The sequence below is a fragment of the Flavobacterium sp. RNTU_13 genome, from assembly GCF_046614455.1.
Lineage (GTDB): Bacteria > Bacteroidota > Bacteroidia > Flavobacteriales > Flavobacteriaceae > Flavobacterium.
The window spans coordinates 178910-199804 of sequence record NZ_JBKJHB010000006.1 but is presented as its reverse complement, the minus strand read 5'-3'; the positions used below and the strand labels follow the sequence as shown (position 1 = coordinate 199804).

The following is a 20895-nucleotide window of genomic DNA, read 5'->3' as shown; positions in this document are numbered from 1 at the left end:
TGTAGTTGTGAAAATATGAGTGAACATTCCCCTCCTTCGGAGGGGTGGCTGAAAGCCGGGGTGGTTAATCACAACGACCCACGTTGTATCAGCCTGCTGGCATTTTCTACACTCTCGCGTTTTTGTAGCACAATCATCTCGGCGAGTATTTTTCCCATGGCGGTAAAGTCGGTAGAAATGGTGGTAATACCGTTGCCCACCACTTTTTTAAGCGGTATGTCGTTATAGGATATTATACCCACATCCCTGCCTATTCGTAGCTGTTGTACCCGCGCTTGTTCTATTACATTTACCAGGTGTCGGTCATTGGGTATTACATATACCTCGCCAGGGGTTATGCTGTGGTTTTCAAAATCGGGAATTACTTCGTAGGCAAAATCATTATCTGTACAAAACCTCAGGAAACCTTCTTTCATACCCGGTGGCTGTTTAAATGCCGGGAAAATTAAAACCAGTTTGCTGTATTTACGCAGTTTGGTTATGCCTGCTGTAAGCCCATTATACATATCTGTAACAAAGTTTTGATGCACCGATGGGTATTCGGCAAGGCTGGCATTGGTTTGGTCCAGTATGTACACATCGTTTTTGGGCAATGCCTTAATAATGTCCGGTACGCCCTGCAGGGTGGTAGGCATTATAACATACTTGCTGTAGTCGCCATTGTTTTCGTTAACCAGCTTTTTAAACACGTCGATATTAAAATAATGGAAGAAAATATCAATTTGTGCGCTGCTGCCCATGGTTTCCTTAAACGAGTTGTACAGGTCTTCCTTAAACGAGTTAAACTCATCAAACAGCAAAAACACCCGTTGCTCCAGGGTAAACTCCTCGCTCTTTACATAGTAGCCTTTGCCCAGTCGGGCATAAATAATACCTCGCTTTTTAAGGTCTTCATAGGCCAGCAGCACAGTATCCCGCGAAAGCGAAAATTCCAGTGCTACCTTGTTTACGCTGGGCAGCTTATCGCCGCGGCGCAGGCGTTTTTCGCTTATGGCAGTTTCTACAGAAAGCACTATCTGCCGGTATTTTGGTAAACTGCGAAAACTGTCTATGTGTATGAGTTTCATAAGCTACAACGTTTTAAACTGGTGGCTAATATACAAAAACTGGTGGGTACTGGTATGGTAGGGTAGAATTTATTTCTACTTTTGATGTTGAATTAATAATATTAATATGGAAAATTCCCCTATTTCATATTTTACACCCAAATGTGTTACGAATTCGTTTGGTATGCTGCCAAGCGGAAAAGAAGTGTTCAGCTACACCCTAAGCAACGGCCGGGGGCTCGAAGCCACATTTATTAATTACGGCGCTACAATAACCTCCCTAAAAGTGGGTCATGAAGACCAGGCGGTAGATGTAGTGCTGGGGTTTGATAGTATAGAAAACTACATTCAGTCGTTCGGGCTTCCGTCTGCTCCCTACTTTGGCTCGATAATAGGCCGCTATGCAGGCCGCATCAGCCGGGCGGAAGCTGAACTGAACGGCGTTGTTTATAAATTTAATGCCAATAACAATGGCAATACCCTGCATGGTGGGTTAAAAGGCTTTGGACGTGCCTACTGGACCATGAAACGCATACAGGGCGGAGAAAGGCCAAGTATAGTATTTACATACACCAGCCCCGATGGCGAAGAGCACTTTCCGGGTAACCTTACCGTAGAGGTAACCTACACCCTTACGCCAGATAACGAACTGCTGGTGCACTACACTGCCGTAACCGATAAAACTACGGTGCTGAACCTTACACAGCATAGTTACTTTAATTTAGACGGACATTCGCAATCGTTAGAGAGGCAAACAGTACAGGTAAACTCGGGCAAAATACTGCAGGTAACCCAGGAGGGGATACCTACCGGCAGGTATGACGACGTGGCTAACACGCCTCTTGATTTAACCCAACCCGTGGTATGCCCTAAGGTTATAGACAATTCGTTTGTGTTGCCTCAGGATTATAACCGGGAAGCAGCCAGGCTGTACAGCCCTAAAACCGGTATAGAAATGACCGTGTTTACTAACCAGCCCAGTGTACACATATATGTGGGCGGTAATTGTTTTGGGCAACTACAAGGTAAAGAAGGAGCTGATTACGACAGGTACAGCGGCATTTGCTTTGAAGCCCAAAATTATCCGGATGCGCCAAATCGTCCGGAGTTCCCAAGCGCGGTATTACACCCGGGGCAAACCTATGAACAGAAAACCAAATTTTTATTCAAACTCACAAACTAAATGAAAACGTTTAACAAACTTTTTGCCTTCGCATTGCTCGCCCTCACAATGGTGCGGTGCGGTGGCGATGACAATAACAGCAGCACTCCGGCTCCTGATCCTACACCGGACACGGGTTTTGTACGTGCTGTAGATATGTCGTTCCTGCCTGCCGCAGAGGCAGACGGTGCCGTATACAAAAATAACGGGGTAACCCAAGATGCCATAACCACGCTTAAAGAGGCCGGTGTTAACTACATCCGCATACGTTTATGGAAAAACCCTGCTACGGGGCACAGCACGTTTAATGAGGTAAAAACCTTTGCACAACGCGTGCACAACGCCGGGCTAAAAGTTTGGCTTACGGTACATTACTCAGATACTTGGGCAGATCCTTCTGCGCAGCAAATCCCTGCCGAATGGGCAAGCCTTAGTTTTGCCGACCTAAAGACCGCCGCGGTAAACTATACCGGGCAAATCCTTACAGATATTAAACCTGATATTATACAAATAGGTAACGAAACGAACAACGGGTTTATGTACCCTGCCGGTAACCTTACTAATAACGAGGGCCAATACCTGCAGCTGGTAAATGCCATAAGTGATAAAATACGCCAGCAGTCGCCCACTGTAAAAATAATGCTGCACCACGCCGGTACTAACGGTGCCGACTGGTTCTTTAACAAGGTGGCAAATGTAGATTATGATTACATAGGCCTGTCGTATTATCCTATATGGCATGGTAAAGACCTGGCGGCCATAAAAAGTTCGTTAACGTCGTTAGGGGCAGCGCATAACAAAAAGGTGTTTATTGCCGAAACATCGTACCCGTTTACACTGGGCTATAATGACTATACAAATAATGTGGTAGGGCAAAGCAGCCAGCTTGTGCCGGGTTATGCCGCCACGCCCGATGGGCAACTGGCATTTGTAAAAGCCATACGTAATATGGTGGAAACTACATCCGGGGGTCTTGGTTTTTGTTACTGGGGCGCCGAATGGACGGCATGGAAAGGCACTACCGCTACCGATGGCTCAACCTGGGAAAACCAGGCGCTTTGGGGCTTTGATAACAATGCAGAGCCTGCTATGGGAGCCTTTGCACAAACGCTTCAGTAGCAATAACAGTAAAGGCGTTACCTGCCTTTAATTTTTACGACAACAAGAATTACAAATGAAAAAGTTAGCATATATAATTTTAGCATTATCCCTGGCTGGGTGCCATAAGCCGGAGTTTGCCGTGAGGAAGGCAGATTTTGGACAAAGCTGGCAGTTTACAAAAGACAGCCTTGGTGGTGCGTGGCAAACCGTGAGCCTGCCACACACCGCTAACAACGAGCCACTGGTGGTAACAAACCAGTGGCAGGGGGATTGCTGGTATAAAAAAGACTTTGAGGTAGCAGCCTCAGCTAAAGATAACAACGTGTTTCTGCGCTTTGAGGGCGTTATGCACGAAGTTGAAATTTGGGTGAATGGTAAAGCTGTTGCCCGGCACATAGGTGGTTATACCCCGTTTACTGTAAATATAAGCCCTTGGGTTAAGTTTGGGTTAAATAATTCGGTGGCATTAAAGGTAAACAATAAGGATAACAAACACATACAGCCGGGCAAGCCGCTTGCCGAACTCGATTTTAACTACTATGGCGGCGTGTACAGAAACGTGTCGCTTATTACCACTAACAAGCTGTACATAACAGATGCTGTAGCCGCAAACAAAACCGCTGGCGGTGGGGTGTTTGTACACTTTAACGAGGTGAGCAAAATAAAAGCAGACGGGTGGGTTAAGGTAAACCTGAAGAACGATTTTGCCGAAGCTAAAAAAGTAACGGTAAAAACGGTGTTTACAGATGCTAATGGTGCATCGGCTGAGTTTACTTCGGCGGAAAAAACCATAGCACCGGGCGCTGATGCAGATGTTACCCAAAACATAAGCATCCCTAAACCTAAGCTTTGGGGTATTACAAACCCTGATATGTATACTGTTACCGTTAGTGTTTTAGAAAACGGTAAACAAGTAGACAGCTACACCACTAAAACAGGCATACGCAAAACCGAATTGCGTAACGATGGCTTTTACCTTAACGGTGAGAAGTTATTTATAAACGGTACTAACCGCCACCAGGAGTATCCATACCTGGGTTATGCCATATCAGATGAAGCGCAGTACCGCGATGCGGTAAAAATAAAAAGTGCCGGGTACGATTTTGTACGCCTTTCGCACTATCCGCAAAGCGAGGCGTTCCTTAATGCCTGCGATGAACTGGGCATACTAGTTATGGATTGTATAAGCGGATGGCAGTTTTTTGGCGATGAGGTATTCCAAAAGAATTCTATACAGGAAGTACGCGACCTTGCCCGCCGTGACCGTAACCACCCAAGTATTATTTTCTGGGAGGTATCGCTAAACGAAAGTGAAATGAGCGAAGCCTACATGGCAGCCGCTAATAAGGCCCTGCGCGAGGAGCTTCCATTTAAAGATATTGTTACCGCCGGCTGGATGGATAACCCTAACTATACCCTGTACATTCCGGCGCGCCAGCATGGCAAAGCCCCGGATTACTGGACAAAATATGATAAAGGCAACCGCAAGATTTTTATAGCCGAATATGGCGACTGGGAGTATTATGCACAAAATGCAGGCTTTAATCAAACGGCTTTTAGCGGGTTAAAAGAGGAAGAACGCACCAGCAGGCAGTTTCGCGAAAGCGGCGAAAAAAGACAGCTGCAACAGGCGTTTAACTTTATGGAGGCCTATAACTCTAACCTGAAAGGTAAAAACACCATAGGCCACGCAAACTGGCTTATGTTTGACTATAACCGCGGCTACAGCCCTGATCTTGAAACCTCGGGCATTAGCGATATTTTCCGCCTGCCTAAGTTTGTGTACTATTTCTACCAAAGCCAGCGCGATGCATCGCAAAAACTGGATAAGAACGTAGCCCAGGGCCCTATGGCGTTTATCGCGTCGTATTGGAACGAAAAATCGAGCCCTAAGGTTACGGTGTACAGCAACTGTAATGAGGTGGCGCTGTACTTAAACGGTACACTCGTAGCCAAACAAAAACCCGTAAAAGACGCATTTACCGATGAACTGCCGCACGCGCCGTTTGTGTTTGATTTGGGCAAGTTTACACCCGGAACGCTAAAAGCTGTGGGCTATATTAATGGTAAAGAAGTAACTGAAACCAGCGTAACCACCGCAGGTAAGGCAGCAAAAATAGTACTGGAAGCCGATTATTCGGGTAAGGCGCTAAATGCAGATAAGCCTGATATGGTGTTTGTATATGCTAAAATAGTAGACGAAAACGGCACGGTACTACCCGATGCCACTAACCCGATTACCTTTAGCCTTAGCGGCGGTAATGCGGTAATAGAAGGAGAAAAAACAATACCTGCGGGTGCCGGTATTGCAGCCACACTGCTGCGTACCGAAAACCTTAGTAAAACAATAACCCTTACGGCTTCTGCAGCCGGATTACCAATAGCGACACTAGAAATTAAGCGATGAAGAAAAAGTTAGTACAGCAGGTTTCGGCCTGTTTTAAAGAACAGTTTGGCGCAGCGCCGGGGCACATATTCCTTTCTCCCGGGCGTATTAACATTATTGGCGAGCACGTAGATTACAACGATGGTTTTGTGCTTCCGGCAGCCATAAACAAATACGTGTGCTTTGCCATTTCAGATAACGGAACCAATACCGTAAACCTGTTTGCCAAGGACCTTAACGAAAGCTACAGCTTTGACCTTACCCAACCCCTGAAGCCGGGCGACCTTATGTGGGCCAACTTCTTCCTGGGGGTGGCACACCTTATTAAAGAAAAAGGTTTGGCCTTTGGTGGTGTAAACGTGGTTTTTAGCAGTACTATACCTATGGGCGCAGGCCTGTCTTCATCGGCAGCAGTAGAATGTGGTTTTGCCTTTGCCTTAAATAAAATGTATAACCTGGGCCTTAGCCGCGAGGCCGTGGCGCTTATCGGCCAAAAGGCAGAGCACACCTTTGTGGGGGTAAACTGTGGTATTATGGATCAGTTTGCCAGCGTGTTTGGTAAAAAACGCAAGGTTATAAAACTGGACTGTAACTCGCTGGAGTACGAATACCACAATGCTGATTTTAAAGAATATTCATTGCTTTTGCTGGACAGCAAAGTAAAACATACCCTGCTTACGTCGGGCTATAATGACCGCCGTAACGAGGTAGAGCAGGGGCTGGCGCTGCTTAAGGAGCAGTACCCGGAGGTAAAAACCTTCCGCGACCTTACCGAAGCGCAGGTAGAGGCCAGTAAAAACATACTGGGCGATGTGGTGTACCGCAGGTGCTTGTTTGTAGTGCGCGAAATTAAGCGTGTGCTCGATGCGGTTACTGCGCTTGAAAACGAGGATTTTGCCACACTGGGTAAGCTAATGTTTGCCACGCACGATGGCCTTAGCAAAAACTACGAGGTCAGCTGCGAGGAGCTTGATTTCCTTGCCGATGCCGTGCGTAACGATGAAAATGTACTGGGTGCCCGTATGATGGGTGGCGGCTTTGGGGGCTGTACCATTAACCTTGTAAAAAAGGATGCTGTTAATGGCATTATAGAGCGTGTAAGCCAGGAGTACAAAGAAAAATTTAATATTAAACTGGAAGCCTACAAGGTAAAAATATCTAAAGGTACCAGCCAATATACAACAGAATATGCAGGCATTTGATAATAATGAACATCCGCACAGAAGATATAACCCTCTAATGGGCGAATGGGTGCTGGTGTCGCCGCACCGTGCTAAAAGGCCTTGGCAGGGACAAAAGGAAAGTGCCGGAGGCGAAGAGCGTCCGCATTATGACCCTACCTGCTACCTGTGTGCCGGTAATGAGCGCAGCAACGGTGTGTATAACGATAAGTATACCGATGTTTTTGTGTTTGATAACGACTTCCCATCACTTTTACAGGAGGAGGTAGAAAAGCCGGTAAGCACAGATCTGTTTCGTATAGAGCCCGAAAGAGGTATTAACCGTGTAATATGCTTTTCGCCAAGGCACGACCTTACACTGCCCGAAATGGAGGTAGAAGCCATTAAAAAAGTGGTAGATGTATGGAAAGCGCAATACCTGGATTTGGGCAGTCGTGATTTTATAAACCACGTTCAGATTTTTGAAAATAAAGGGGCTGTTATGGGTTGTAGTAACCCGCACCCGCACGGGCAAATATGGAGCCAAAGCTCCCTGCCTACAAACATTGCCAAAACCCAGGAGAACCTTAAAAAGTATTACGAAGCTAAAGGACGCAGCCTGCTTGCTGATTACCTTAAAGAAGAACTGGGGCGTAACGAGCGCATTGTGTACGAGAACGAACATTTTGTAGTACTGGTACCGTTTTGGGCCATATGGCCTTTTGAAACGCTGATTGTAAGCAAGAGGCATTTTGGCAAAATTACAGACATGACAGAGGAGGAAGCACTTGCTTTTGCCGAAGCCATAAAAATACTTACGGTTAAGTACGATAACCTTTTTGAAACGTCGTTCCCGTACTCATCGGGTATACACCAGGCGCCTACCGATGGCGAGGAACACCCGGAGTGGCATTTCCACATGCATTTTTATCCGCCGTTACTACGTTCGGCTACGGTAAAGAAGTTTATGGTGGGCTACGAACTTATGGCCGAAGCACAACGTGATATTTCGCCTGAAAAGAGCGCTGCCACGCTCAGGGAGCTTTCAGAGGTACACTACAAGCAAAAGCAATAACACAACTATAACGCAAATTTTTTCTATAACCCAAATCTCAACAAACACACAATTATGCAGTCTTCATTAGCAACCGCGGATTACATAGTGTTCCTGGTCTACTTCGTTTTGATAGTAGGGTATGGCCTATGGATATACAACCGCAAGAAAAAAGAAAGCGCTTCGAGCAGTGATTACTTCCTTGCCGAAGGTTCGCTTACCTGGTGGGCCATTGGTGCATCGCTTATAGCCAGTAACATTAGTGCTGAGCAGTTTATAGGCATGAGCGGCAGCGGCTTTAAGCTGGGCCTTGCCATAGCCACATACGAGTGGATGGCCGCCATAACCCTTATAGTGGTAGCGGTATTTTTTATACCGGTATATCTTAAAAACAAGATATTTACCATGCCACAGTTTTTGCACCAGCGCTATAACGCTAATGTAGCCATGATTATGGCGGTGTTTTGGCTGTTGTTGTATGTTATTGTAAACCTAACGTCTATTCTATATCTGGGTGCGCTTGCCATAAGCAGCATTAGCGGTATAGATTTTAACCTGTGTATTGCGTTCCTGGCCATATTTAGTATTATGATTACCCTGGGTGGCATGAAGGTTATTGGTTTTACCGATGTTATACAGGTGTTCTTCCTTATACTTGGCGGATTGATTACCACGTACCTTGCGGTTAACCTTGTTTCGCACGAGTTTGGTGGCGACGGCCTTTTAGATGGCTTTAAGCACATGACAGCCGAAGCGGGCGACCACTTCCACATGATTTTCCATAAAGACAATCCTAACTACTCAGAGTTGCCGGGCCTTTCGGTACTTATAGGCGGTATGATTATAGTAAACCTTAATTACTGGGGTTGTAACCAGTACATAACGCAGCGTGCTCTTGGTGCCGACCTTAAAACGGCGCGTGGCGGACTACTGTTTGCATCGTTCCTTAAGCTTATGATGCCGCTTATTGTGGTTATTCCGGGTATTGCTGCTTATGTGCTGTATCAGCACGGTAGTTTTCAAACGGAGATGATGCAGGCGGGTGAACTAAATCCAGACAGAGCGTATCCTGTGCTGCTTAACCTGCTACCGGCAGGTCTTAAGGGGCTTTCGTTTGCGGCACTTACTGCCGCCATCGTGGCATCGCTGGCAGGTAAGGCAAACAGTATAGCCACCATATTTACCCTTGATATTTATAAAAAACGCATAAACACAGGGGCAGACGAAAAGAAACTGGTTAACGTGGGTAAAATCACGGTGGTTTCGGCTATGGTTATTGCTATTATCATAGCGCCGTTCCTTGGCATAGATAAAAAAGGAGGTTTCCAGTTTATACAAGAGTATACAGGGTTTGTAAGCCCGGGTATTTTTGCCATGTTCCTTCTTGGTTTCTTTTGGAAGAAAACTACCAGCAATGCGGCACTTTTTGCCACCATTGGCGGATTTATTTTTAGCTGTGTGCTAAAATTCCTTCCGGCTGTTGTAGATTTGTCTTTCCTAAACCCTATTGGCTGGGCCGTACCAAATGCAGAGGGCGTGTATGAAATACCGTTCCTGGACAGGATGGCTATAGTATTTGTGCTTTGCGTAGTAGCTATGTTCTTCATAAGCACCAAAGAATCACAAAAAGGTGTTAATACTAACGGATTAGAAGTAGACACCACAATGTTTAAAGTTACCCCTGCGTTTACCGTAGGAGCGCTGGTTATTACCGGCATTACAGCGGCACTCTACACCATTTTTTGGTAGATTGTTTAATAAATGTTTTTTTACACACACAAAAAAAGCGCGGCCTGCAAGCCGCGCTTTTTGATTTTTTATGCTATTGTGCTACAGTGTTACCACACATAAGTGCCCACAGCACCACCGTTTAGCTTGGCTGTAACCCATTGCCCGCCCTGCCTTATGGTAAAGGTTATGGCCACGGCGTTGTCGTTTTCTACAATAAGTACCGTTTTACCCTCAGGGGTTTTAAACGCCACGTTATTAAGGTTACCGTTTGTGTTGCTGTTGTTGCTGCTTATACGTACAGAGCCCGCAGGAACAAACTTAGACGCGTGCGCTATAATGTAGTAAGCCACATTGCGCTGGTAGCTGTCGCTGCTGGTAATGGTAATAGCACCCTTACAGTCGCTGCAGCCCCCCGGTGTATGCGGGTTAAAACCACCATCGCTGGCCAGGTTCCATTCCAGCACGTTTTTGCTCCAGTTTCGGGTAGCGCCTATCATTACATTTTTAAGGTGCCATTTTAGGTCGCCCGCAAAACTGCCACCGCCGCTGGTATATTGCTCTGTAAAATAAATATTTTTATCAGGGTAACTGTTATGTACGCTGCTCAGCGCGTTAATATCGCCGGCGTATAGGTGCCATGCGCTACCATCAGTATACTGGCTGGCCGCGGCATCGTTAAATATAGTTGCCGCATAGGTAGTAACATCGCAATTATGGTCGTAGGCTATGATTTTTGTAGTAAGGTTAGCTGCTGCTAAAGCCGGGCCAAGGTTGTTCTTAATAAAATCACGCTGAGAGGTAGCATCCATAACCATGCTTGGCTCGTTATACGGGTTCAGCGGCTCGTTTTGTGGGGTTACGGCAGTTATGTTTATGCCTTCGGCTTTCATGGCCTGCAGGTATTTTACAAAGTACTGCGCATAGGCGGCGTAGTATTCCGGTTTAAGGTTCCCCCCTTTAAAGTTTTCGTTGGTCTTCATCCATACCGGGGCAGACCATGGGGTGGCAATCATTTTAATGTTTGGGTTAATAGCCAGTATTTCTTTTAGCATGGCAATTACCGCACTATCATTTTCCATGCTAAAGTTAGCCAGTGTAGGGTCGGTTTGCCCCGCAGGCATATCATCATAGGTAAACGCCGATGCATTAAGATCAGAAGCCCCTATGGAAAGACGCAGGTAGCTTATCCCTATGCCGCCATTGCCAAATAACTCCTGTAGCAGTGCCTGTTTGCGCGCCGTGTTAAGTGTATTGATTACCTGCACACTGCCGCCGGTAAGGGTGTACCCGAAACCGTCTATGGTTTGGTACGTGGTACCGTCGGTAACGTCTATTACGTTGGGGTAAATCTGTGCTGTGGTGTTAAGGTCCAATACGGTCGTTTGCTTTTGCAGCAGCACGCTTTGGTCGCCTTCGGTAAGATAAAGGTCTATGTCGTTAGTTCCGGGCGTAGGATTGTTGTTACCGTTGTCCTCAGAAGGTGTGCCCGATGACGATGAGCAAGAGAATTGAAGTGCCAGTACGCCGGTAAGCAGTACTGTGCTTAAAATACGTTTTTTCATTATAACAGATGTTTTGGATGTTGCTAAAGTATTACTTTATCCCGGTAATGGGTGTATACCGGCCTTTTATTTAACAAATGTGGAAGCTGTGTGTATTAAACTTGGGTTAAACCACGTGTGTTAAGCTGCTGGTTTTCGTAGCTTTAATATAAAAATACACACATCATGAACAACGAAAGTAAACGGGGCAGGGGTAGTATATTTGATACCTTTGCCACAAAAGTAACACAGGCCACAGGCAGTACGCCCGTTTTTGTGGGCGCGTTTTCCCTGGTAGTAATATGGGGTATATGCGGGCCGATATTTAACTACTCAGAGAACTGGCAACTGGTTATTAACACCGGAACTACCATAATAACATTTCTTATGGTATTCTTAATACAAAAGGCGCAAAATAAAGACTCGCTTGCCATACAAATAAAGCTGAACGAGTTGCTTGCCTCGCATAAAAATGCCAGCAACCGCCTGGTAGATATAGAAGATATAAGCGAGGAAGAAATGAAGGTTATAGAAAAGTACTATAAAAAGCTGGGCGACCTGGCGGAGAAAGATAACGAACTTTCGCGTACGCATTCTATAGATGATGCCGAAGAAAACCAGCAGATAAAATCCAGTGCGCGTAAGCACCCGTAAAATAAAACAGCTCCTGTATGGTAAAATACAGGAGCTGTTTCGGTTATATATAAATGCTGTTTGTTTAGTGTGTTTTTGCTTTATCAAGCGCGTGCTCTAGTACACTTTTCAGCTTATCAAGTGCGCCCGAAATTGCTTTTTCTATATTGTCTGATTTGCAACTGGCAGACAACTGAGAATATCCGCTTACGCGCGCTTCAATGGTGCATTTTTTATCGGTAGCCCCCTGTTTTGCGCCGCTGTTTTCATCTGAAATATGAATTTCGAGTGTAGATATGCGCTCTTCAAATCGTTTTAATTTTTCATGTGCTACTTCAGTCCAGTAGCCTTCTTTTCTTCCTGTGCCTTCAAAGTGGTTGTCTGTATTCAAATGTACTTGCATAGCTTTTACATTTTAAGGTTCATATTCTAAAGTTACGGAATTTTCCGTATTCCTGAAACTAAAATTAAGAAGTCTTTCGGCTCCCTGTTGTGATAAAAATCATAATTGGGAAAATTTATATATTTATACCGATTGGTATATTTTTATTCCTATCTTTGTGTTATGACTAAGGCAGATAAAACAAAACAGTTTATCATAGAAAAAACCGCCCCGGTATTTAACCGTAAGGGATACGCCGGCACCTCTATATCAGACCTTACCGATGTTACCGGCCTAACAAAGGGCAGTATTTACGGTAATTTTGAAAGTAAAGACGATGTAGCGCTTGCTGCATTTGATTATAACTTTAGTCGAGTTACGCAGCTTGTGGGCGACAAGGTAGAGCGTTACCAGCATAGCGTAGATAAGCTGAAGGCTTATGTGGCGGTATATGCAGCGCTCCCTGCCGATCCTGTGCTGCAATATGGCTGCCCGGTACTAAACACCGCGGTAGAGGCAGATGATACGCACCCCGCACTTAAGGAAAAGGCGCGTAAAGCCATAAACGGATGGAAGCGTGCACTTGTAACGCTTGTAAAGGAAGGGCAGGAACGTAAGGAAATAAAAAAGAGTGCAGATGCTGCGGCCTTCGCTTTGTCTTTTATAGCGCTTATAGAAGGCGGTGTTATGCTCTGGAAGCTTACGGGTAACGAAGAAGCACTTGCTGCTGCCCTAAAAACGGCAAAGCGGCTGATAAAAGATTTAGAGAAATAATTTTTTTGACTATAAATATACCAAATGGTATAAAAATAAAATACCGTTTGGTTTTTAGTGTGTGCTTATGGAAACAAAAGAAGCAGAAATGTTGCGCCGGTATATAGGCAGGCAGGTGCAGGATTCGCCATCGCCGTTTATGAACTGGTTGCAGCCTGTAATACTCAAGGTAGAGGAAGGCAGCCTGGCGTTTCAATACACCGTGCGCCCGGAAATGACCAACCCGTTTGGTACGCTGCACGGCGGGGTAACGGCGGCTATTATAGATGATGCCATGGGAGCCACCTTAATTACCTATGGCGAAGACGTTTTTCATGTAACCGTAAATTTATCTGTAGATTACTTTGCGGCGGCACGCGCAGGCGATGTTATTATTGCAGAAACAAGCGTGCAAAAACGCGGCAGGCAAATTGTAAACATTCACTGTGATGTGTGGAATGAAGATAAAACAAAATTGCTAGCCAAAGGATATTCGAATCTTATAAAAACACCTATAAAATGAAAAGAGTAGCAGTAACCGGCCTTGGAGCTATTACCCCTTTAGGAAATTCGGTAGCCGAATTTTGGGATAACATAGTGGCCGGTAAAAGCGGTGCCGCGCCCATTACACACTTTGATGCGGCAAAGTTTAAAACACGTTTTGCCTGTGAGGTAAAGGGTTTTAAAGGCGAAGATTTTATCGAGAAAAAAGAACTCAGGAAATACGATCTTTATACACAGTATGCTATAGTGGCTACAGAAGAAGCCATTAAAGATGCAGGGCTTGATTTTGCAGCCATGAGCCAGGAAGCACGCTACGATGTGGGTGTGATTTGGGGTACGGGTAACGGCGGTATCGGTACGTTTGAGGAGCAGTTGCAGGAGTTCCACGCCGGCGATGGTACGCCGCGTTTTAACCCGTTCTTTATCCCTAAAATGATTGTAGATATTGCTGCGGGCGTACTTTCTATACGTTTTGGGCTGCATGGGCCTAACTATGCTACGGTTTCGGCCTGCGCATCCAGTAACTCGGCCATTATTGCAGCAGCAGATACCATACGTATGGGTAAGGCTACCATTATGGTAACCGGCGGTAGCGAGGCAGCCATTACGCCATCGAGCATTGGCGGTTTTGGCGCCTCGCAGGCATTAAGCAAAAGCAATGATAACCCGGAGGGTGCATCGCGCCCGTTTGATAAATCCAGAGATGGTTTTGTGGCAGGCGAAGGTGCCGGCGCGCTTATCCTGGAAGAATGGGAGCACGCTGTGGCACGCGGTGCAAAAATTTATGCCGAAATTATAGGTGGTGGTATGGCTGCCGATGCCTACCATTTAACCGGTACACCTGCCGATGGCCTTGGTGCCAAGCTGGGCATGGCGCGTGCGCTTAAAGAGGCCGGTGTAACGCCTGCCGAAATAGCTGCCGAAGGCTATGTAAATGCCCATGCCACCTCTACGCCACTGGGCGATATAGGGGAGCTTACCGGTATATCCACCTTGTTTGAGGGGTATAATGTAACCGTTACTGCTACTAAAAGTATGACGGGGCACTTACTGGGGGCTGCCGGCGCTGTAGAAAGTATTATAAGTATATTATCGCTGCGCGATGGTATTATCCCAGGGACCATAAATACCAATCCGGAGAACCTGGACGAGCGTATTCCTGAAAACACAAAGCTGGTTATTGGCAAAAGCCAAAAAGCCCAACTCAACTATGTGCTAAATAATACATTTGGGTTTGGTGGGCACACCGCAAGCAGCCTGTTTAAAAAAGTGCTGTAATTACATAAAGCTGTTAGATAAGGAAACCCCTTTTAGTTTGGCTAAAAGGGGTTTTCCAGTATTATATCAAAAGCTATATAATTGGCATCTACAATATCATGGCCTGTGCCTATAAGATCATTCATATATCCCAAGTCAAAGGTTATGGGCATTTCTTTTGGCTTGTAGGTGTAGTACAGGCAAAACCTACTTTCCTTATATTCATAATTCCCCCAGTTTTCTGCGGCGTCATGCGGTATAGAAAACAGTACTTCGGCGCTGGCACTTACGCTGCTCGTTTTTGCCGCGTCAATCCCAGCCGAAAGTTGGGTTTTTAAGCGTGTACGCAGTTGCAGGCTGTTGTTTATATTGCCAAATTCTGCATCAAAAAACCTGCGGACTTCCTGTCTCAGTGTGTTTTTCCATTTAAAGTTACCAAAGGTGTTGGTGCGGCTAATCCGTCCGTATGCCCTATATTCCTGGTGAATTTCGGCGTCATCAGGGTTTTGTACAAGGTGGCTGTAGTGGTATTGCCTTCGGTAGCTTAGCGCGTAGCTGTATTGCCAAGCAGGATTTATTTTGTGGTATACTTCTTCGTTTACCACAAAAATAGACGGTTTGTTTAATGGGTTTTCGTCCTCGGGTCCGCTTATCCTTCCGGTGCCTACATAGGTTACAGAGGTGTTTTTTTCGTTTATTTTTTGCCGTACGCCTGCCGCGTTCCAGTACGCCGAGTGTGTCTCTCCAAGTCCGGGTGGACTCAGTTGTGCGTGGCTACTACCATAGCAAATTAATGCCACGGCGCATATAAGTAATCGCATAAGTGTATTAGTTTCGTGTGTGTTACAAAGGTCGGGTGCGGGATTTTAAAACACTGCTAAAGGATTCTTAAAACTGGTATGTTGTTGTTTTTGCGGCAATGATTTTAGAGATTCAAGCAGAGGTTAGTAAAAATCTACCGGAAAGTTAATGTGTATACTGGTATTAACAAAGGTAATGAACGATGTGAGCAGAAGTATCTATCACATCTGTTTAGGTGCTAAACGTTACCGGTTATCCGGGGCGGCGTTTTTTGTTTGCATTTGGCACGCTGTTAACGTATGCGGCTGTTTATATACCGCAAAGTTTTTGCATCTTTGTATAACGTAAGCTTTTTTAAATGATGCGCTACCTACTACTTTTATTGCTGTTTATGGCGGGTGCTACAGGGATGGCCCAAAGCGTTGCCGAAAAAACAGAGACCAAAAAAGACACCGTAATACTGGTGCCCGATCCGCATTATAGGGAAGACCAGTTTTATGCAGGGATTTCGTATGTGCTGGTGCAGGCTAAGCCGGCAGGGTACTCTCAGTATTCTGTACCGGTGAATTTAAATTTTGGAATACTGCGAGATGTTCCGTTGAATAAACGCCGAAACTACGCCATAGCGCTGGGTGTAGGATATTCTTACACTAACCTTAAGCACAGTGTGGTAACGCAGCAAACAGAGGGAGCCAATTATTACAGCATAATATCGCAGGCGGCGTTTGATAAAAACAAGCTGGTGTTGCACTACCTTGATTTTCCGCTGGAACTTCGCTGGCGTACCAGTAACGATACAGACCACCGTTTTTGGAGGGTATATACAGGGTTTAAAGTGAGCTATCTGTTTTACAACAAATCAGAGTATAAACCCGATGGCGATACCAAAATAAAAATAACCAACGACCCTAACATGAACCGCATTATGACCGGTATGTATGTTTCGGCAGGGTACAATACGTGGAATTTTTATACCTATTATGGTTTTAATACCATTTATAAAGGCATGCCTATACAGGAGAATAATGATAAGCTGAAACTGCGCCCGGTAAGTTTTGGGCTTATGTTTTATATCCTTTAACTTGGGTATAAAATTTATAAGGCTGGTATAAGCCATGCATACCACAGGGCTACCTGTGGCATTATGCCCAGGAAGGTCCCTATAATAAGTTCGGCAGGGGTGTGTGCTTTTGCCTGAAGGCGCGATGCTGCTACATAGCCACAACACATAATAAGAAAAGCGATTACTACAACCAGCCGTACGTGGTAATACATGGAAAGGCTTATGATAAACATGGTTAATGAGGCTATTCCCATCATGTGTAGGCTTGCTTTTACGTGGCGTAATACCATAACCAGTGCGCCGCCAAAGCTAATCAGCAGGCCTAAAAAGTAAAAGTAAAGCTCTTTTACGTGAAATTCCCTAAAGCTATACTCGGTAAGCATTAGCAGTAAAAGGCAGTTAATGGCCAACGGCAGCCGACGTTCTTTTTTTTCAGACAGCATTGTGGATGAAACAAGCCCTAATGAGCGCAACAGGTAGTATACAGAAACCGGCAACAGTACCGTAAGTATAAATACCTGAATGAAAATCAGGTACAGTTCGTTAACCACAAAAAACTTTCCTGCCAGTATAAAATAAAACAGCGTGGCGTAGGTAGGTATAAATAAAGGGTAAAACAGGTACGAAAAAATACGGATTAATTTTTCCATACCCTATATTTTCTTACGCATACGCGCCACCGGAATATCCAGCTGTTCGCGGTATTTCGCTATAGTACGGCGGGCTATAGGGTAGCCACGGTCTTTAAGTATATCGGCCAGTTTATCATCGGGTAATGGCTTGCGCTTGTCTTCCTCAGAAATAACGGTTTGCAGTATCTTTTTGATTTCGATAGTGCTCACGTCCTCGCCCTGGTCGTTCTTCATAGCTTCACTAAAGAAATCCTTAATCAGCTTGGTGCCGTATGGGGTTTCTACGTACTTACTGTTTGCAACACGGCTTACGGTACTAATATCCAGCCCCACCATATCAGCAATATCTTTAAGTATCATGGGCTTTAGCCTTGCCTCATCGCCGTCAAGGAAGTATTCCTTTTGGTATTCCATAATAGCGTTCATGGTTACAAACAACGTTTCCTGCCTTTGGCGGATGGCGTCTATAAACCACTTGGCACTATCCAGTTTTTGCTTTATAAATTGTACAGCATCTTTTTGCTGGCTACTTTTCTGGCGGCTTTCCTTGTAGCTTTGCAGCATTTCCTGGTAGTCTTTACTTACGTGAAGTTCCGGTGCATTACGTCCGTTAAGCGAAAGTTCCAGCTCGCCATCTACTATTTTAATGCCAAAATCAGGCACTACGTGTTCTATAGGTTTTGCGTTACTTTCGTAAGCGCCTCCAGGTTTTGGGTTTAGTTTTTCAATTTCGTCTATAGCGCGACGCAGGTCATCTTGCTGTATATCAAATTTCTGAAGCAGTTTATCGTAGTGTTTTTTGGTAAACGCCTCAAACTGGTCTTCAATAATTTTAACGGCAAGCTCTATAGATGGGGTAGGGGTTTTACTTTTAAGTTGCAGCAGTAAACACTCCTGCAAATCGCGCGCGCCCACTCCCGCAGGATCAAGCTGGTGAATATAGTGCAGTACATGCTCTACCGTAGCTTCATCGGTATAAATACCCTGTGTAAACGCCATATCATCTACAATATCCGGAATGCTGCGGCGTATGTAACCGGTATCGTCTATGCTGCCCACAAGGAACTCAGCTATTTCGCGCTCGTCCTCGCTCATTATAAACGTGTTTAGCTGATCCAGCAAACTCTGGTGGAAACTCACCGTAGCGGCAAACGGCAGTGAGCGGTCTTCGTCATCGTCGCTATAGTTGTTAGCCTGTAGCTTGTAGCCCGGTATTTCGTCGTCGCTAAGGTATTCGTCTATGTTTATTTCGTCGGCATCTATGCGTTCGTTATCATAGTCGTCATACTCATCGTATTCGTCATTGCCGTATTCGTCTTGGTCATAGTCGTACTCGTCTTCCTTACCGCCCTCCAGCGCAGGATTTTCTACCATTTCCTCTTTCAGGCGTTGTTCAAAAGCCTGCGTAGGCAGCTGTATCAGCTTCATAAGCTGAATTTGCTGTGGTGAAAGTTTTTGCGATAATTTAAGCTGTAGGTTTTGCTTGAGCATAATAAAAACGGACTATTTTAATAGGATAAAGATACAAAAATCCGTTTTTGACTGTTGTGTTTTTTTAGAAAAAATTAATACGAAAAGAAGTTGGGTATAATTTTTGAGGAGGGGTTGGTTTAGCGGTTATCTTCTTTAACTGTGAAAGTAAAATTATATCCTGAAATTTCTTTCATAAAACGTTCTTTTCCGTTCTCATTTGGTACTATTTCGAGATGGCACGATGTTATATACTGGTCAGGAATTTTGTTAAGAGTAATTCTATTCCCAGATATTTTGTAAGTGCCGTAACTGTAATTACTGTATCCTATTGCGGTACTGGCCAAGATATATGAACCATCGGTTTTAAAATCTATGTACACTCCTCCAACATCATCATCGTGATAAGCAGCTATTAGAGTTGGTTTATCAAAATTCAATTCTGTTTTAATTAGGATTGCCATTGTAATGATAGTAAATCCTACAATTAAGAAAGATGAACTGAAATTTATAAGCTTTTTATTTTGTTTGTAGTTTTTATAGTCTTTGAATATCGAAATAGAGAGTAAAGTAGCTCCTATTAGTATCAATAGGATCCATATAAAAGCTTCAAAAAAAATAGATTCATAGATTTCTTTATAGGCTCGGTAAATTATCGTCGTACCAAATACAATTGCAAGGAGCTGTCGGATCTTCATTTTGTAGGTTATTGGTTTCCTCAAAAATACATAAAAAAAACCTCCCGATTGGGAGGCTTCATAATATTTTAAAACTCAGCGTTCTGCGGTGTCCTTGGGAACGGAATCACGTCGCGGATGTTACCCATACCGGTAACAAACAGCACCAGGCGCTCAAAGCCAAGGCCAAAGCCACTGTGTACTGCCGTACCAAAACGGCGCGTATCAAGGTACCACCAAAGTTCTTTTTCGTCTATGCCAAGGTCGGTAATTTTTTGTTGCAGCACATCAAGGCGTTCTTCCCTTTGTGATCCACCCACAATTTCACCAATACCAGGGAACAGTATGTCCATGGCGCGTACGGTTTTGTTGTCGTCGTTCAGCCTCATGTAGAAAGCCTTAATTTTTGCAGGGTAGTCAAACAGTATTACCGGGCACTTAAAGTGCTTTTCTACAAGGTAGCGTTCGTGCTCACTCTGCAGGTCGGCACCCCACTCCTCTATAATGTAGCTAAACTTCTTGTTTTTGTTTGGCTTGCTCGCCTTCAGGATGTCTATAGCCTCTGTGTAGCTTACGCGCTTAAACTTATTTTCAAGAACAAAGTTCAGTTTTTCAAGCAGGCCAAGTTCGCTACGCTCTGCGGTAGGCTTGGTTTTTTCCTCATCGGCAAGGCGCTTGTCCAGGAACTCAAGGTCGTCTTTGCAGCGCTCCATGGAAAACTTAATCACGTACTGTATAAAGTCTTCTGCCAGGTCCATGTTATCGTCCAGGTCGTTAAAAGCCACTTCCGGCTCTACCATCCAGAATTCGGCAAGGTGGCGGCTGGTGTTACTGTTTTCTGCACGGAATGTAGGCCCAAAGGTATACACCTGGCCCAGTGCCATAGCAAAAGTCTCGGCTTCCAGCTGACCCGATACCGTAAGGTTAGTTTCCTTACCGAAGAAATCCTGCTTGTAGTCTATTTTACCTTCCTCGTTTAGCGGCGGGTTGCCCACAGGAAGCGATGTTACCTGAAACATTTCGCCTGCGCCCTCAGCGTCAGACCCTGTAATAATAGGCGTGTTTACATACACAAAACCTTTCTCCTGAAAGTACTGGTGAATGGCAAACGACAGCACTGAACGCACCCTCATAATGGCGCCAAATACGTTAGTGCGTACACGAAGGTGGGCGTTTTCGCGAAGGAATTCCAGTGAGTGTTTCTTAGGCTGCATCGGGAACTTCTCCGCATCGCTGTCGCCCAGTATTTCCAGCTCTTTTACCTGGATTTCAAATTTTTGCCCTGCACCCTGGCTAGGTACAAGCGCACCTTTTACCGCTACGGCTGCACCTGTTGTAAGGCGTTTAAGGGTGTCGGCAGGGGTATTTTCAAAGTCAACTACCGCCTGTATATTATGAATTACAGACCCGTCGTTTATGGCTAAGAACTGGTTATTTCTAAAGGTTCTTACCCATCCTTTTACAAGTACATCATCAATCGGCTTGGTGCTGTTCAGCAGGTCTTTAATCTTTGTCAGTTTCATTTTGTTGTAAATTAATCCT

19 protein-coding genes are annotated in these 20895 nt (G+C 45.0%); 11 read left to right on the top strand and 8 right to left on the bottom strand.

Features of this window, described 5'->3' with window-relative positions; all coding sequences use genetic code 11:
• Positions 1-68: 68 nt before the first annotated feature.
• Positions 69-1067 carry a GntR family transcriptional regulator gene (locus tag ACLI08_RS14075; protein WP_411429141.1) on the bottom strand — a complete coding sequence of 333 codons (999 nt, stop codon included), beginning with the start codon at positions 1065-1067 and terminating at the stop codon, positions 69-71.
• 106 nt (positions 1068-1173) lie between these two features.
• Here ACLI08_RS14075 and ACLI08_RS14070 point away from each other — a divergent pair, with 106 nt between their 5' ends.
• The 6 genes from ACLI08_RS14070 to ACLI08_RS14045 are packed head-to-tail and all read left to right on the top strand — an operon-like array spanning position 1174 to position 9658.
• Complete coding sequence (locus ACLI08_RS14070) at positions 1174-2229, top strand: aldose epimerase family protein (RefSeq protein WP_411429140.1); 1056 nt, start codon at positions 1174-1176, stop codon at positions 2227-2229.
• Positions 2230-3327 carry an arabinogalactan endo-beta-1,4-galactanase gene (locus tag ACLI08_RS14065; protein WP_411429139.1) on the top strand — a complete coding sequence of 366 codons (1098 nt, stop codon included), beginning with the start codon at positions 2230-2232 and terminating at the stop codon, positions 3325-3327.
• A gap of 55 nt (positions 3328-3382) precedes the next feature.
• A complete protein-coding gene (locus ACLI08_RS14060; RefSeq protein ID WP_411429138.1) occupies positions 3383-5716 on the top strand; it encodes a glycoside hydrolase family 2 protein in 2334 nt (777 codons plus the stop codon).
• Positions 5713-6897, top strand: coding sequence for a galactokinase (gene galK, locus ACLI08_RS14055; RefSeq protein WP_411429137.1), 1185 nt, complete (start codon positions 5713-5715; stop codon positions 6895-6897). The genes ACLI08_RS14060 and galK overlap by 4 nt, the downstream gene beginning before the upstream one ends.
• The gene (locus ACLI08_RS14050) at positions 6884-7930 is read left to right on the top strand and encodes a UDP-glucose--hexose-1-phosphate uridylyltransferase (protein WP_411429136.1); all 1047 of its coding nucleotides are present in this window, start codon (positions 6884-6886) and stop codon (positions 7928-7930) included. Before galK ends, ACLI08_RS14050 begins: the two co-directional genes overlap by 14 nt.
• 54 nt (positions 7931-7984) lie before the next feature.
• Entirely contained in the window at positions 7985-9658 is a 1674-nt protein-coding gene (locus ACLI08_RS14045) for a sodium/sugar symporter (protein WP_411429135.1), read from the top strand.
• Positions 9659-9747: 89 nt separating this feature from the next.
• Here ACLI08_RS14045 and ACLI08_RS14040 read toward each other — a convergent pair whose 3' ends face one another.
• Positions 9748-11202 (bottom strand): glycoside hydrolase family 30 protein, encoded by a 1455-nt coding sequence (locus ACLI08_RS14040; RefSeq protein ID WP_411429134.1) that lies wholly within the window; start codon positions 11200-11202, stop codon positions 9748-9750.
• Between the two features lie 165 nt (positions 11203-11367).
• On the opposite strand from ACLI08_RS14040, the gene ACLI08_RS14035 reads away from it, so the two are divergent.
• The gene (locus ACLI08_RS14035; protein WP_411429133.1) at positions 11368-11835 is read left to right on the top strand and encodes a low affinity iron permease family protein; all 468 of its coding nucleotides are present in this window, start codon (positions 11368-11370) and stop codon (positions 11833-11835) included.
• A gap of 64 nt (positions 11836-11899) precedes the next feature.
• On the opposite strand, the gene ACLI08_RS14030 is transcribed toward ACLI08_RS14035, so the two are convergent.
• Positions 11900-12217, bottom strand: a complete 318-nt coding sequence (locus ACLI08_RS14030; RefSeq protein ID WP_411429132.1) for an HPF/RaiA family ribosome-associated protein — start codon at positions 12215-12217, stop codon at positions 11900-11902.
• Positions 12218-12379: 162 nt separating this feature from the next.
• Between ACLI08_RS14030 and ACLI08_RS14025 the strand changes: the two genes are divergently transcribed.
• From ACLI08_RS14025 to fabF, 3 genes are all read left to right on the top strand, one after another.
• Entirely contained in the window at positions 12380-12970 is a 591-nt protein-coding gene (locus ACLI08_RS14025) for a TetR/AcrR family transcriptional regulator (RefSeq protein ID WP_411429131.1), read from the top strand.
• Between the two features lie 67 nt (positions 12971-13037).
• Positions 13038-13472, top strand: a complete 435-nt coding sequence (locus tag ACLI08_RS14020) for a PaaI family thioesterase (RefSeq protein ID WP_411429130.1) — start codon at positions 13038-13040, stop codon at positions 13470-13472.
• Complete coding sequence (fabF, locus tag ACLI08_RS14015; protein ID WP_411429129.1) at positions 13469-14731, top strand: beta-ketoacyl-ACP synthase II; 1263 nt, start codon at positions 13469-13471, stop codon at positions 14729-14731. Before ACLI08_RS14020 ends, fabF begins: the two co-directional genes overlap by 4 nt.
• 41 nt (positions 14732-14772) lie before the next feature.
• Here the strand turns inward: fabF and ACLI08_RS14010 are convergent, their stop codons facing one another.
• Positions 14773-15531 (bottom strand): DUF2490 domain-containing protein, encoded by a 759-nt coding sequence (locus tag ACLI08_RS14010; protein WP_411429128.1) that lies wholly within the window; start codon positions 15529-15531, stop codon positions 14773-14775.
• Positions 15532-15869: 338 nt separating this feature from the next.
• Between ACLI08_RS14010 and ACLI08_RS14005 the strand changes: the two genes are divergently transcribed.
• Complete coding sequence (locus tag ACLI08_RS14005) at positions 15870-16592, top strand: porin family protein (RefSeq protein ID WP_411429127.1); 723 nt, start codon at positions 15870-15872, stop codon at positions 16590-16592.
• Between the two features lie 14 nt (positions 16593-16606).
• Here ACLI08_RS14005 and ACLI08_RS14000 read toward each other — a convergent pair whose 3' ends face one another.
• The 4 genes from ACLI08_RS14000 to asnS all read right to left on the bottom strand — a co-directional run bounded on the left by ACLI08_RS14000 (position 16607) and on the right by asnS (position 20876).
• The gene (locus ACLI08_RS14000) at positions 16607-17224 is read right to left on the bottom strand and encodes a hypothetical protein (protein WP_411429126.1); all 618 of its coding nucleotides are present in this window, start codon (positions 17222-17224) and stop codon (positions 16607-16609) included.
• A 3-nt stretch (positions 17225-17227) separates the two neighbouring features.
• Positions 17228-18697 (bottom strand): RNA polymerase factor sigma-54, encoded by a 1470-nt coding sequence (gene rpoN, locus ACLI08_RS13995; RefSeq protein WP_411429125.1) that lies wholly within the window; start codon positions 18695-18697, stop codon positions 17228-17230.
• Between the two features lie 119 nt (positions 18698-18816).
• Positions 18817-19374: a hypothetical protein gene (locus tag ACLI08_RS13990; protein ID WP_411429124.1), complete on the bottom strand. Its 558-nt coding sequence runs from the start codon at positions 19372-19374 to the stop codon at positions 18817-18819.
• A 68-nt stretch (positions 19375-19442) separates the two neighbouring features.
• On the bottom strand, positions 19443-20876 hold the full coding sequence (gene asnS, locus ACLI08_RS13985) for an asparagine--tRNA ligase (protein WP_411429123.1): 1434 nt from the start codon (positions 20874-20876) through the stop codon (positions 19443-19445).
• Positions 20877-20895 lie beyond the last annotated feature (19 nt).

What these genes read in the sequence shown, in the direction of transcription:
- ACLI08_RS14075 (WP_411429141.1), bottom strand. Translation starts at nt 1,067, where the DNA reads ATGAAACTCATACACATAGACAGTTTTCGCAGTTTACCAAAATACCGG.
- ACLI08_RS14070 (WP_411429140.1), top strand. Translation starts at nt 1,174, where the DNA reads ATGGAAAATTCCCCTATTTCATATTTTACACCCAAATGTGTTACGAAT.
- ACLI08_RS14065 (WP_411429139.1), top strand. Translation starts at nt 2,230, where the DNA reads ATGAAAACGTTTAACAAACTTTTTGCCTTCGCATTGCTCGCCCTCACA.
- ACLI08_RS14060 (WP_411429138.1), top strand. Translation starts at nt 3,383, where the DNA reads ATGAAAAAGTTAGCATATATAATTTTAGCATTATCCCTGGCTGGGTGC.
- galK (WP_411429137.1), top strand. Translation starts at nt 5,713, where the DNA reads ATGAAGAAAAAGTTAGTACAGCAGGTTTCGGCCTGTTTTAAAGAACAG.
- ACLI08_RS14050 (WP_411429136.1), top strand. Translation starts at nt 6,884, where the DNA reads ATGCAGGCATTTGATAATAATGAACATCCGCACAGAAGATATAACCCT.
- ACLI08_RS14045 (WP_411429135.1), top strand. Translation starts at nt 7,985, where the DNA reads ATGCAGTCTTCATTAGCAACCGCGGATTACATAGTGTTCCTGGTCTAC.
- ACLI08_RS14040 (WP_411429134.1), bottom strand. Translation starts at nt 11,202, where the DNA reads ATGAAAAAACGTATTTTAAGCACAGTACTGCTTACCGGCGTACTGGCA.
- ACLI08_RS14035 (WP_411429133.1), top strand. Translation starts at nt 11,368, where the DNA reads ATGAACAACGAAAGTAAACGGGGCAGGGGTAGTATATTTGATACCTTT.
- ACLI08_RS14030 (WP_411429132.1), bottom strand. Translation starts at nt 12,217, where the DNA reads ATGCAAGTACATTTGAATACAGACAACCACTTTGAAGGCACAGGAAGA.
- ACLI08_RS14025 (WP_411429131.1), top strand. Translation starts at nt 12,380, where the DNA reads ATGACTAAGGCAGATAAAACAAAACAGTTTATCATAGAAAAAACCGCC.
- ACLI08_RS14020 (WP_411429130.1), top strand. Translation starts at nt 13,038, where the DNA reads ATGGAAACAAAAGAAGCAGAAATGTTGCGCCGGTATATAGGCAGGCAG.
- fabF (WP_411429129.1), top strand. Translation starts at nt 13,469, where the DNA reads ATGAAAAGAGTAGCAGTAACCGGCCTTGGAGCTATTACCCCTTTAGGA.
- ACLI08_RS14010 (WP_411429128.1), bottom strand. Translation starts at nt 15,531, where the DNA reads ATGCGATTACTTATATGCGCCGTGGCATTAATTTGCTATGGTAGTAGC.
- ACLI08_RS14005 (WP_411429127.1), top strand. Translation starts at nt 15,870, where the DNA reads ATGATGCGCTACCTACTACTTTTATTGCTGTTTATGGCGGGTGCTACA.
- ACLI08_RS14000 (WP_411429126.1), bottom strand. Translation starts at nt 17,224, where the DNA reads ATGGAAAAATTAATCCGTATTTTTTCGTACCTGTTTTACCCTTTATTT.
- rpoN (WP_411429125.1), bottom strand. Translation starts at nt 18,697, where the DNA reads ATGCTCAAGCAAAACCTACAGCTTAAATTATCGCAAAAACTTTCACCA.
- ACLI08_RS13990 (WP_411429124.1), bottom strand. Translation starts at nt 19,374, where the DNA reads ATGAAGATCCGACAGCTCCTTGCAATTGTATTTGGTACGACGATAATT.
- asnS (WP_411429123.1), bottom strand. Translation starts at nt 20,876, where the DNA reads ATGAAACTGACAAAGATTAAAGACCTGCTGAACAGCACCAAGCCGATT.